This is a genomic window from Falsibacillus pallidus, from assembly GCF_003350505.1.
Classification (GTDB): domain Bacteria; phylum Bacillota; class Bacilli; order Bacillales; family DSM-25281; genus Falsibacillus; species Falsibacillus pallidus.
Genome location: NZ_QQAY01000005.1, coordinates 168,509 through 181,042 on the forward strand (window position 1 = coordinate 168,509; position 12,534 = coordinate 181,042).

Below are 12,534 nucleotides of genomic sequence, written 5' to 3' on the forward strand. Positions count from 1 at the left end.
TGTTCACTCCCTATAAAAAAGTCAATACGACTGCAATTCCTGAACCGATGGCAAAAGCCGTCAGAAATGCTTCCGCCCCTTTTGAGAGTCCCGACAACAGGTGTCCTGCCATCAGATCCCGGACCGCATTCGTAATCAAAAGACCCGGTACCAAGGGCATGACCGAACCGATGATGATTTTATCCAACTCATATCCGGCCCCTGTATCCACAAAGAAATAGGATATTAAGCCAATAATGATCGATGCTAAAAATTCAGCAAAGAACTTAATGGGGACAAGCTTGTGGAAGTACACCAAGGCAAAAAACCCGATTCCCCCTGCAAGCATAGCAGCCAGGAAATCATGCCAAACTCCTTGAAACATGATCAGGAAACAGCCGCTTGAAATAGAGGCAGCCAAAATTTGTGTAAAAAATGAAAAGGATAGATTGGACTTTTCAACATCTTTCAAAAGCTCATAGGCCTCATCCAAGCTGACATCCCCGCCGCTTATTTTCCGTGAAATCCGATTCACCATTGTGACTTTCTTTAAGTCCGTTGTTCGATCGGAAATCCGGATAAGCTTTGTCTTTGTCGGTTCAGATGTTTCAATGGAAAAAATGATCCCAGTTGGCGTGACAAAGCTGTGTGATTGAGATATGCCATAGGATGCAGCAATCCTCATCATTGTATCCTCTACGCGATACGTTTCTGCGCCGCTCTCGAGCAGGATCTTTCCGGCCAGGAGACAGACTTCCATAATGTCATATTTTATCTGTTGTTCCATTCACATCTCTCCATCATGTCGTTCATTATCTTAACAGTTTAAAACATTAAAAACGAGAGGGCAATTTTCTTTTGAAAAAAGGGGTGGCGTACGCTAGGGGGCGGCAGTTTATGTGGTGCATTATCACGCCCCAGTTTTTGTCGGACTATGTCGGTTGAGAGGAGTTTCTATACCGAGGTTTTGCCACTTGAACTCAGGAGGTTTTGCCACTTGAACTCAGGAGGTTTTGCCACTCGCGCATAAGAAGTCTGTTTTGGCGCATAGCCTTTCCTGACCGGCGCATAGGAGCCGACGTTTCGCGCATAGGCAATGAAATTCAGCGCAAAGGCCAGCATTTCTCGCGCAAAGACCCTCAGAATGACTGTAATCCACCATGATTTTCGTGCTATTCCCCTCATTTTGACTTACCAAGGGAGATTCTTTCCCACTTCCAACCTTATTTTGGCCCTCTCGCCCCCCTTTGGAGAGCAATTTTTCCCCATTGCAGCCCCATTCTGTCCATCCAGCACCCTCGCAGATTCTTATCGCCATCACAGTAACTTCAATGGGCCCCTCCTGCACTACCTAAAGGGCATTTCTCCACTGCCGCCATCTCATTTTGCCCCCATCACCACCATTAAGCAAGCCACATAAAAGGGGTACAGACAAAGTCCATACCCCTTTACATATTATGCTGTGAGCTGTTCGGCTGAGCTGCTTTTCTTTTTCTTGTTTGCAATTAGGATCATCACTAATGCAATCACAAGGAACGATGCAATGTATAGGACTAGTATTCCGATATCATTCCAATAGCGCGTCCAGTCGCCTGTTGAGATGACACTGCGGAATGCCTGGACTGCATAGGTCATCGGCAGGAATTTCCCCATTTCCCTGATCGCGTCAGGTGCGAGCTGGATAGGGAAGGTTCCGCCTGAAGATGCCAGTTGGGTGACAAGCAGCGTAATAGCTGCAAACTTCCCAAGAGGCCCGATCAGCGACACAAACATCAAAATGAGCGTTGCAAAGATAAACGATGTCAACAGACTCAACAAAATAAAGCGAGGAAGGTCGAGGACGTGAATATCAAATCCGTACAATATGACAGCATCTACGATGATGGTCTGCAGGATGCTGATGGACAGATACAGTGACACTTTATTGACGAAGTGCGTCCAGCCGGAATGGCCAAACTTGGATCTCCGGTCGAACGGGATGACATTGGCTGCCAAGAGTCCTCCGACAAACAATCCCAGCGTCAAGAAATACGGTACCATGGCTGTTCCGTAGTTCGGCACCTTGTTCATTTGCGATTCAACGAGCTGGACAGGGCGTGAGAACATATTGACCATGGCATCATTTGATTTGATATCAGATGATTTATCCGCCGCTTCAGTCAATTTAACAGCAAGCTCCCCGCTTCCATCCTTCAGTTTATTGACTCCATCTGCAAGCTTTCCAGAAGATTGATCCAGCTGATGAGCACCATTGTCTGCCTTTTGGACACCGTCAGCAAATGCCGAGAAGCCGCCTGACCATTTTTCCATGCCGGCATTTAATTGGCCTGCTCCATCAGAAATTTTGGAGGCTCCTGCTGATGCCTCAGCCAGTTTCTCACTGATGGTTTTAGCACCACCCGCAACTTCCTGCTGGCCGGCCTTTAATTTTTCTATTCCATTTGCCTGTGCCGCCTGTTCTGCATTTGCTTTGGCAAGATTTTGAGAAATCGACTGGCTGGCATTGAGCATTTCTTTCATTTTAGGGTCATCCGCAAGCTCTGGGTGATCTTTTGCAAACTGCTGCATTTGTTCTGTAAGGCTTTTCGAATCATCCGCTGATTGGCTCACATCTTGTGATGATGCTTTTGCCAATGAACTTACTTGATCCAATCCGCTTTGAACAGATGATGCACCGGCTGCCAATTGACTGCTGCCGTCCTTAAGCTGTCCCAAGCCTGATGTCAGACTTGCAGCCCCGCCGTTTAGCTTCTGCATGTTTTGAACGAGCTCCCTGCTTCCACTTTCCAATGGATTCAAGCCTGCTGCGAGTTTGGAAGTCCCATCCGCCAAGCTGTGGACACCATCTGTATAGGTTCCGAATCCGGAATTCAGCATTCCAGCTCCATCTTCCAGCTTCTTAGCCCCATCCGATGCCTTGGCAAATCCTTGTGAAAGTTCTTCCAGGCTTGAAAATACACTCTTCGTGTAGGACTTGGTGATTTCATCCCCTACGCTGTCCCTTAATTTCGAAACGGCTGTAGAGCCGATCTGTCCTGCAATGAAGTTGTTTCCCTGATTCGTCTTATAAATCAAATGAGCGGGCTCTGGATTCTTTTCCAATAAGGTGGTCACCTTTTTTGAAAAATCTTTTGGAATGACGACCTTCATATAGTAATCGCCGTCTTTCAGTCCCTTTTCACCTTTTTGATCTGAAACAAAACGGAAGTCCAGCGAATGGTCTTTTTTCAATTCATCCGTCAAGTCTTTGCCGGCATGAAGCTCTTCGCCATCAAGCACGGCCCCCTGATCCATATTGACCACTGCTACCGGAAGACGGTCAAGCCTCCCATAAGGATTCCAATATCCCGCCAAAAACATCCCTGCGTACAGCAGCGGCATACAAAGAAGAATCGATATTCCGATCAAACTTTTTTTATTTTTAAAGATATGCTTCCAATCTTGGAGAAAAAGCTTAAATCCTTTCATATTTCAATATCACTCCGATTCAAACTAATGCTTGCATGGTACAACGTTGTATTATACAACCTTTTATCTAAAATTCAAGCATCGATTTGAAAAAGGTGTGAATTGGCTATTTTGATCGTTTATATCTGACGACTGTCTGATTGAATTTTTCAAGGAGAACCGCAAATGTTTCACAATCATCCATTTCCCATTCCTTCAGCAAATGTGTGTAAAATTCACGTCGCTGTTCCCTTACTTCATTTAATTGAGTCTGTCCTTCTTTCGTAATGGAAAGAAGGTTGATGCGTGCATCCGCAGGGTCCGTTTTGCGCTCCACGTAATTTTTTGATTCCAGAGCGGCCGTTTGTCGGCTCAATGTAGAGAGGTCCAGCTGAAAAGCTTCAGATAAGGCTTTGATGCCCATCGGACCATTTTCTTCTAAGTGAAGGAGGAGCAAATAAGTTGACCGCTCCATTTCATTGTATTTAAGATTGGCAATCCTTGTCGCCTCAGCCCGCCGGACAAACATGGCGAGTTCGCGTTCAAGAAAAGAGAATGTTTCTTTTGAATCCATATCCGTTACCTCATTTCTTACGATCATCACTTTCAGAATACCATATTTCTGTAAAGTGGAGGACTTCTGCTGTATTAAGTTAAATCGATTTGACCCACGCATCCTTGGAATAGCCTCTTTCTTCCCAGTAGCCGGTATGACTGTGGGAGATCACTTCGATGCGGCTGAGCCATTTTACGGATTTGTAGGCGTACATTTTCGGCACAATCAAGCGGACAGGACCACCGTTCTTCTGGTCAATCAGCTTCCCATCGATCAATACAGCCACCATCGCATCCTCCATCATTGCCTGTTTGATAGTGAGTGTATCTGTATAGACCCCATCAGCCGAATAAAACTTCACGTACTTGGCACTTTCTTTTAATTCGGCCTGTTCAAGAATCTTCTTCAAGGGGATGCCTTCCCATGTTACATCATATACGCTCCAGCCTGTGACACAGTGAAAATCGCTCACTTGTACATCCCGGTGCATCTTAACGAATTCCTCCCAGTTGTACGATTGTTTTGTCTTAACAAGTCCATCCACTGTAAATCGGAAGTTCTCATTGGTGATCTTCGGAATTTCCGTCACGGTGTAATACCTGAACTCTCCCTTTCTTCCGCCACCGACCGGCGGAGAGGAGCTTGCATTCGGTGAAGGGAGCGGTTTCAAATCATTGCCCCCATTTAAAGCAGGGCCACCGCCTGAAGCTGCAGGCATAAAGGACTTGAACCATCTCGATATGACAGGAAGGAATGCTAAAAAAATGAGAGCGGCACTTGTCATCCTTAAGAACGACCTTCTTGTATAAAGAGGGTTCCTTTCATCTATTTCAATTGGATCCTGCTTCGATGGCACCGTCTGCTTTTTCTCCAGCTTCTTGAACCACATGCTTCTAGTGACGCTATGATAAAGAACATATGGGACACCGAACCATGTTGCAAAGTCATGGATAAATAAAGCTGCAGTACTGACTTGCGGCGGGAATTGCCTATGGATGGTTAAAAACACCCCTGAAACGATCAGCAGCAATAAAATGGTCAAGACTAAATAAAGATTGTATCGGTTTTGTTTTCTTTTCTTGAGAGTGCTTAAGTGCTTGGCCATTTTCGGCAAATAATAGAGAAGTGGAAGGCAAAGGATGAAGCCAATCCAGATATGGACATCCCTGACCATTACCCGGACAGCGGGAAAAAGTGAGCGGAAAGAGGTTGAAAACAAGATGAAGCCCGTCAAAGTCAGAACGAAAAATAAAATGGCGTTCGAATGGTGAAGGCGTGCCAGCCGCTTTCCAAAATTTAAATTCCTTTGAAAAAAGAGTTTAACATTCATCCTGGATTCCTGCCTTCCCACGCATTCTGATAATGACTTTATTGTACCACCACTCTTTTCTTTAACAGGAACGATAATGCTCTCAAAATGAAAAAAAGCCCACATTTCCGGCGTTGGGCTTTTTTAAAAAGAAGAAATTATAAACATTTAGAGTGGTATACTGTCCGCTTTTCTTGATCCAGCTCCACCGGCTAGAGGCTGGGAGGTTTCCTTCAGCACACTTACGATAAGTCAACATCGGTTCACTTCGTTCACCGTGTTTCCTTTATCTCGTGGTGCTTCAGTCCAACCTCGGCGCCTCTGGACAGCCGGCTCCGCTTTTCTAATTTAATCAAACGTTTGATTAAATTTAAATATGCCTATGTATCAAGCGGGATGGTGATTACGAAACGTGTACCTTTCCCCTGTTCGCTTTCCACATGGATCTTGCCTTTCATTGCTTCGATTACACTAAACACGACCATCATTCCGAGGCCGGTTCCTTTTTGATCCTTTGTGGTGAAATAAGGTTCGCCGAGGCGCCTCATTTGTTCATCCGTCATCCCGAACCCTGTATCCTGGATATCGATGATGGCCAATTGATCGGAGGAGCCGATGGTTATGGTCAATTTTCCCCCATTAGGCATGGCTTCAATCGAGTTTTTCAGGAGATTCAATATACATTGCTGAAACAAGGATTGATCACCTGTGATGGGCACGGACTTCAGCCGTTGATCGAGTCTGACACTATTCATATTGGCAAGCGGTCTGAGGATGGAAATCACTTTTTCCGTCTGCTCCTTCAGATCCATCGTTTCCATTCGTTCATGAGTGGGCTTGGCAAAAGTGAGGTAATCCCGGACGATTCCTTCTGCCCTGTTTAATTCATCCAGCGCCAGTTTGATATATTCCAAGTTCTTTCCCTCTTGTTTACTTCCCTGGAGCAGCTGGAGAAAACCCTTTGTGGTTGTCATGGGATTTCGGATTTCATGCGAAATGCTTGCTGCAAGGTGGCTGACTACCTCCAGTTTTTCAGAACGCAGAACTTTTGCCCGCATGTAGCGCGCACTCCGGATCGCTTCTATTAAATAGACGACTACTCCCATTCCTACGACTTCCATCGAAGCGCTTGCATAAATATGTTCCTGGTAATGATAGTTATTAAAAAACAACGGAAATAAGAGAAATCCTACCACCGAGTGAAAGATAGAAACTAAAACAGCTGCAATGATTTTGTGGCGAATGCTCAAGGTATTATATTTTTTGAAAAATAGGATGGTTAAAACAAAGATGATGGCGCATATGATGAGGGTCATATAAATCCCCTGTCCCCCGAAGACGGCTCTGTATAGCACTGTGAATGCGATGAGGAGTGCGCTGATGGCCGGACCTCCGTAGAAGCTCCCGATCAAAAGGGGAATAAATCGCAAGTCGTAGATGATGCCGTGTTCGAACCTGGCTGGAAAGGAAATGCAAAGCACAATCGAGATGAAGGCGAAAAGGAAATAGCGCCTTTTCAACTTCTTTTCGTCTACATAAAACTGATTGCGGTCTCCCGATAGCTGAAAGACAAAAAGTGTCGCTAATATATAAAATAAATTGGGCAGAAGCTGAGTAAAGAATACTGGCATAAAACCCCACACTTTTCCTATGATTTCCTTTTATTATAGCGATTCATTCGAATGATTGCGATAGTAATATTATGCTAAATTCGAATTTACTCTGCTTTATCGATGACAACCGCCTGTTTCCCCATCTGGTTCCACGATTGAATGAACTGATTCTTGTTCACTTTTCGATTTTTCACCCCATACGGATCATTTAAATAAATATTCTGTTCATCATACCCGGTCAACGCGACACTATGTTCACTATAGGTCACTTCAATGGCACCTTGCGGGGTTTCCCACTTTTTAAAATCACCCACGGGGCCAAAGTTGGCAGTCGTGATGACCCAAACCGGAAGGCCTTTATCCAATTCCTTTTGAATCGTTTCAAATGGCTGTCCAGTCAAATCCCTGGCACGCTCTCCTGCGTATTTTTTTGCCAAATTCATAATAGGTCCATGGTAAACGCCGAGTCCCGGGCCATTCTCCATATCTCCGACGAATCCAACATTCGGGTTTCCGTGCTTTCCATCTGCATAATTAAGGGGCACCCGTTCAACGGCCTCTGCCAGCTCATTTTTTGTTACGTCAATTCCGTGGAACTGCATGATCATGGTCAAACTGGCAATCTCGCACCCATTATAAAGTCTGGGGTTGTCCATTTGGTTGACAAGCGGTACATCTAATGGAAATGTCACAGCAGGTACTGCCTCCTTTTTTTCAGGAACTTCCGCCAATAATCTATTGTTTTTGGCATCTTTCTTTTCAGCTTCGTCTTTCTTCTTGACTGTGTCTTTCTTTTTCGGTTCGGTTTCTTTCGATTCTTTTTTATCTTCCAGTCCTCTTTTAAGAGAAATGAATTCTTTTCTTAATATCTCTGCATTTCGATCGTAGTTAATCCCGAGAAAGACGCTGATGATAACCAACAGGCTTAATACATAAATGAGTCCCTTGTTTAAGTTCATATTCAAGCATCCTTATCTGATTATAGTTACTAACAGATTACCATACGCGGTTGAATATTGTTACTGAACATTCTACCAATATAAAAAAGCACAAAAAAGGTTTCCCTTCTTTGCACTTTGCTGAGTGAAATTAAAACTTAAGGTTATGCTGGCTTCGGAGCGGTTTTTTCCGGCCTTCCATAATTGTGAAGACCATGGCAAGGAGCATGAATACACTGGATATTTGGAATAGAACTCCGATCTCTACGTATTGAGCGATGATCCCAAAAACAAGTCCGCTCAACCCGATGCCGAGGTCAATGGAAGAGAAAAACATTCCGCTCGCCACCCCTCTTTTGTTTGCAGGGGTGATGGAAAGCGTCCAGGACTGAAGCGTCGGAATCAAAGAGCCGTATCCGATGCCAAATAAGATTCCTGCTGCTGCAATTAAAATGTTCGAATGGGCAAAGGACAGCACCCACATCCCGATAAAGGAAACGAACGTGCAGAATATGACAAGCCCCTTAGGTCCATGCTGGTCAAAATATTTACCAGAAATCGGACGGGAAATGGTCGCCATCACAGCATTGAATAAGTAAAATAAGAAAATTTGAGGGATCCCGCGTTCGTCCCCAAAGATGACAATGAATGTCACAATGGATCCATAGGCGAAGCTCGCGAGCAGCGTGATAAAAGCAGGATACCAGCTTGTTTTCTCGATCATGGAGCCGAAATATGAAAACGGCAAGTCTTCTTTTTTCGTGTTCTTCACGATTTCCGGCGTCTTATAGTTGACCAAGGCCAAAAGCAGAACAGCCATTACGCCTAGAGCGCCTGAAATATAGATCAGATTTGAAAAACTAGTAATCTGGAATAAGTAGATTCCCAGACTCGGTGCGATAATCATTCCGATGGTGATGGAAAGGCCGTAATAGCCCATCCCTTCCCCCAGTCTCGAATTCGGCACAACATCAACCGCGGCGGTTCCGTTGACGGTGGTTGACCAGCCCCAGGCAAGACCATGCATGAACCGGAATAAAAGAAAGACGAGGACAACGCTGGACAATGGATAGATAAATGTGATGACAAGCAAGGAAATGATCCCCGCCATCACAAGCGGTTTCCGGGTTCGATACCCCAGCATATAGCCGATAAACGGCCGGCAGATAACAGCCCCGATGGAAAACAGGGTTGTCACCAGTCCGATTTCAAGCCCGTTTGCCCCCAGGGACTTTATATAAGGCGGAAGTGTAGGAATCAACATTTGAAAGGACATGAAAACAAATAAGTTCCCTGCCATCAGCATGATGAACGATTTTGTCCATAATATATCTTTTTTCACGAAGATACTCCCCCTTTTGCGATTCGTGAAAACTGTGCGATTTATTTCGTATTGCTAAATATTATCACATCTAGAGGGAAATGCATATTTGAAATTAAAGACAAAGAAAAAGGATTGCCTATTAAGACAATCCTCTCTTCAAAAACATCAAATCATACGTTCATACTGTCTGGTTTTCAGCTCATAGAACGTCAGTGCATCTTCATATATTTCCGGGTTGGTTTTCATATTCTCGAGCAGTTGTTTGTTCGTTTCAATGACAGCCAGCGTTTCTTCTACATTTTGTTTAAGGACCGCAATCGGCTCCCTGAAGAAGAAGGAAACATCGCGTTTGAGCGATTTTTCAAACAGGTCGAATTGAAGCATGAAATTCGAAATGATGGAGTCGGCGGATTCTTGATAATCCTCATTCTCCAACAGCCTGCGGTAGCTGTTATAAAGCATGTTCTTATTCTGAGGCAGTGCCCCGAATAATTTCCCCGCCCCTTTCAAAAGCAGCTGGGATGGGTTGTTCTTAAGCAGGATATTGACCTTTTCCACTTGCACGGAGGTGGTCATCCTTTCAGCATCCCGCCTCCAGTCTTCGAGTACCCTGAAGTCCCCTTCAAGAATGATTCTTTCTTCCTCATAAAGGGTATTGAACCCATCGCTCATTTCAGACAGCTGCATTTGGCTGTCTTCGAATTCCGCTTTTGCGAACGTGATCCATTCCTGCAAGGAGTCATACAGCTTCGGAAGGATGCGGTTCTCGATATCCTGATGCACCTTTTCGTTCATTTCATCATTCAATCTGATATGAAGATCTCTGAAATCACTGTCCTCATGAATGGAGTCCGCACATTCTTTGAAAATCCTCGGAATCCGCTCGGCCAGTTCCACGCGGACATCCTCTTTTATTTGATGATAACGGTTCGCAATGACTGCCGCCTTTTCACTTTCAAGGTCCTCGGTCTGATGGATGGCTCCATTCAATTTCTTGGTCATTTCTTCATCCCACATGATTGAATGCACATAGCCGCGTTCCATCTCCACCCTTTTCGTCAGGAGATATTGGATGAAGTCCTTGACTAGATTCAATAGGCGTTCCGTACGCTCCTCTTCAATATCCCGGTAACTGAATGCAGAGGAGATGAATTGTGTCCACTCCTGCTTCTGCCCAGTGTTGGAATAAAGGGAAGAATACAGGAAGACTTGGGAATGTGGAAACTCGGTATGAATTCTGTCGCTTGTTTCCATCAAAATGCGCTGCGCCTCTTGGTCGTTATAAATGGTATCCACTTTATTCAGCAAGAAATGCACTTGAAGCTTCGGTGCCTTCTTCTTCAGTTTTCTCAAGAATTCCCATTCCCCGCTTGTAAGAGGTGTATTGATATTCGTTACAAAGAGAAGGATATCAGCCATTGGGAGGAACTTCGCAATTTCATTTCGTTCAACGCTGCCAGCTCCTGGTGTATCAATGAAAGCGAGCTTGTTTTGTGCCAGGAAAGGAGATGGGACATTAATTTCATAGAATGTCTCCCCGGCCATTTTCGGGAGGGTCCCATTCGTCCTGTCATAAAATTCTTCTAGAGACGAAATCGAATAAACCTCATTCTCTGTCAGTTCATTGAGCTCGACTTCATCCCCATTTTTAATAAGCATGACAGACGGCGTCGGAGATCCCAATAGATTCTCCCCAACAATAGAATTAATGAATGCTGACTTCCCATTGCCGTTCATTCCTGCCATTAATACGTGGTTCACATTGAAGTCAAGGAGTTCCTTTATCATCCATCTGTATCGCTGAGCCACTGTCAATTCTTTTTCCTCTGCCCATAGACAGATGGTTTCGAAGAGAAGCAGCCCCTTCTTCAAACCGTCAAATTCCCCCCGTAAATGCTTAATCAAGCGGTCTGCTTCTTCCAATGCGGCATATTCAATGGATCCCGGAAACATTTCTTCCCAAGCCATGGCAGCTGAGCCTGCAAAAAGACTCTGCTCCGCATCTGAAAGTTTCGTCCAGTTCATAATCAGCTGTGGAAGGACATGAGAAAGTTCCTTCATATAATATTGTCCGCTGACCAAGTCCATATAAGTATCTCTGTGCAGCCTTGATAGCTCATGCCATGGGTATTCGCGGTTTATATCCAACTCCCTTAAAAGTCCATTGATAGAATATAGCCACGCAATATAGGACGGCTGTTTATCATAGCTTCTCCATAAAGAAGCGGCAAGACGTTCAAATGCAGCTTTGTCCATTCCATACAAAGCGTGGAGCGCCTCTTTGAAATAATCAGGCTGGAACGACAGCGTCGCCCCTCTGTCGATATAATCATTCAGGACTTCAAACCACTGGAGGGAACGTGTACGGACAGCCTCATTCACTGCCAGTTCCACAGCACTTTCCCAATCTTGCTGCCTCTCGTAGAAACTCCTTGCGATTTTTGTGACATTCGGATAATCAGGGTTCAAGGCAACCACTTTTTTCACTACCCTGTCTGCCTGCTCATGCTTTTCCCTGACCATATAAAGAGACAACAGCTGCAGGGAAATTTCCGTATTTAATACGATATTCTCCGTTTTGATGGATTTATAGATTTCTTCTGCTGTAGGAAGCAAATCCAGCTCGAAATAGGCGTCGGCTGTATTCTTTTTCGCCCACGGCTCCAGCTCATTCACAATGTTCTCCCACTTAAAGATGGCTGCTTCGAAATCCTTATTGTGAAAATAGATTTCGCCTTGCGCATATCGGATATGCGAAAGTTCAGGAACCTCTTTTTCCTGTTCCTTCAGATACTCCTCACCTAATATCCGGATGGGATGATCTGTTTCATTGCCTTCTGTATAAGATTCATAGAATACTTTTCTAATCAATTGTCCTTCTATCATCTTTTCGTCCCCCGATGAATTAATTTGCATGATGTAAAAATACTTCGCGTGTTTCCATTTATGTACCCTTATATGAAAAAGATTAAAACACATAGTACGGCTATCCTCGTATTCTAACAAAGAATTATTTGCAATAAATTTCATTTCACTTTCATTTTTGATACATTTACGTGTTCCTTCTGTAATGTATTTAATATAAATGGCAGGTATTTCTAGGTGAGGGGCCTGTGAGGTGACAGTCACGCCCCGGTATTTGTCGGATTTTGTCAAGACGCTGACGCGATCGGTATGAAATTTATGTATTGGATAACCGGGGACAGCTGCCCACTGGCCACTGGCGCAAAGGAAGGTGATTTTGGCGCATGCGGTGTCCTGATTGGCGCATAGTGGACTTCTGTCAATAAAGTAGACACTTATATGCAAGTAAATGGCGTACTTTTTTTCTTCCGCGCTTCGTTTTCACTCCGCTTGGAGGCCTCTGC

8 protein-coding genes are annotated in these 12,534 nt (G+C 44.5%); all 8 read right to left on the bottom strand.

The genetic code is table 11. From position 1 onward, the window contains the following. Positions 1 to 10: 10 nt before the first annotated feature. The gene (locus DFR59_RS11165; RefSeq protein WP_114745717.1) at positions 11 to 766 is read right to left on the bottom strand and encodes a threonine/serine exporter family protein; all 756 of its coding nucleotides are present in this window, start codon (positions 764 to 766) and stop codon (positions 11 to 13) included. A 668-nt stretch (positions 767 to 1,434) separates the two neighbouring features. Further along, positions 1,435 to 3,447, bottom strand: coding sequence for a YhgE/Pip domain-containing protein (locus tag DFR59_RS11175; protein WP_114745719.1), 2,013 nt, complete (start codon positions 3,445 to 3,447; stop codon positions 1,435 to 1,437). 106 nt (positions 3,448 to 3,553) lie between these two features. Next, positions 3,554 to 4,000: a MarR family winged helix-turn-helix transcriptional regulator gene (locus DFR59_RS11180; RefSeq protein ID WP_114745736.1), complete on the bottom strand. Its 447-nt coding sequence runs from the start codon at positions 3,998 to 4,000 to the stop codon at positions 3,554 to 3,556. Positions 4,001 to 4,079: 79 nt separating this feature from the next. After that, on the bottom strand, positions 4,080 to 5,312 hold the full coding sequence (locus tag DFR59_RS11185) for a molybdopterin-dependent oxidoreductase (protein WP_158538367.1): 1,233 nt from the start codon (positions 5,310 to 5,312) through the stop codon (positions 4,080 to 4,082). A gap of 359 nt (positions 5,313 to 5,671) precedes the next feature. Further along, on the bottom strand, positions 5,672 to 6,922 hold the full coding sequence (locus DFR59_RS11190; RefSeq protein ID WP_114745721.1) for an ATP-binding protein: 1,251 nt from the start codon (positions 6,920 to 6,922) through the stop codon (positions 5,672 to 5,674). 86 nt (positions 6,923 to 7,008) lie between these two features. After that, positions 7,009 to 7,863 carry a C39 family peptidase gene (locus tag DFR59_RS11195; RefSeq protein ID WP_114745722.1) on the bottom strand — a complete coding sequence of 285 codons (855 nt, stop codon included), beginning with the start codon at positions 7,861 to 7,863 and terminating at the stop codon, positions 7,009 to 7,011. A gap of 130 nt (positions 7,864 to 7,993) precedes the next feature. Continuing rightward, the gene (locus DFR59_RS11200; RefSeq protein ID WP_114745737.1) at positions 7,994 to 9,148 is read right to left on the bottom strand and encodes an MFS transporter; all 1,155 of its coding nucleotides are present in this window, start codon (positions 9,146 to 9,148) and stop codon (positions 7,994 to 7,996) included. A 183-nt stretch (positions 9,149 to 9,331) separates the two neighbouring features. Then, positions 9,332 to 12,052 (bottom strand): dynamin family protein, encoded by a 2,721-nt coding sequence (locus tag DFR59_RS11205; RefSeq protein WP_114745723.1) that lies wholly within the window; start codon positions 12,050 to 12,052, stop codon positions 9,332 to 9,334. Positions 12,053 to 12,534: the final 482 nt, after the last annotated feature.

Excerpts from the sequence above, each read along its gene's own strand:
- DFR59_RS11200 (WP_114745737.1), bottom strand. The coding sequence starts at position 9,148 with ATGCTGATGGCAGGGAACTTATTTGTTTTCATGTCCTTTCAAATGTTG.
- DFR59_RS11185 (WP_158538367.1), bottom strand. The coding sequence starts at position 5,312 with ATGAATGTTAAACTCTTTTTTCAAAGGAATTTAAATTTTGGAAAGCGG.
- DFR59_RS11180 (WP_114745736.1), bottom strand. The coding sequence starts at position 4,000 with ATGGATTCAAAAGAAACATTCTCTTTTCTTGAACGCGAACTCGCCATG.
- DFR59_RS11205 (WP_114745723.1), bottom strand. The coding sequence starts at position 12,052 with ATGATAGAAGGACAATTGATTAGAAAAGTATTCTATGAATCTTATACA.
- DFR59_RS11165 (WP_114745717.1), bottom strand. The coding sequence starts at position 766 with ATGGAACAACAGATAAAATATGACATTATGGAAGTCTGTCTCCTGGCC.
- DFR59_RS11190 (WP_114745721.1), bottom strand. The coding sequence starts at position 6,922 with ATGCCAGTATTCTTTACTCAGCTTCTGCCCAATTTATTTTATATATTA.
- DFR59_RS11195 (WP_114745722.1), bottom strand. The coding sequence starts at position 7,863 with ATGAACTTAAACAAGGGACTCATTTATGTATTAAGCCTGTTGGTTATC.
- DFR59_RS11175 (WP_114745719.1), bottom strand. The coding sequence starts at position 3,447 with ATGAAAGGATTTAAGCTTTTTCTCCAAGATTGGAAGCATATCTTTAAA.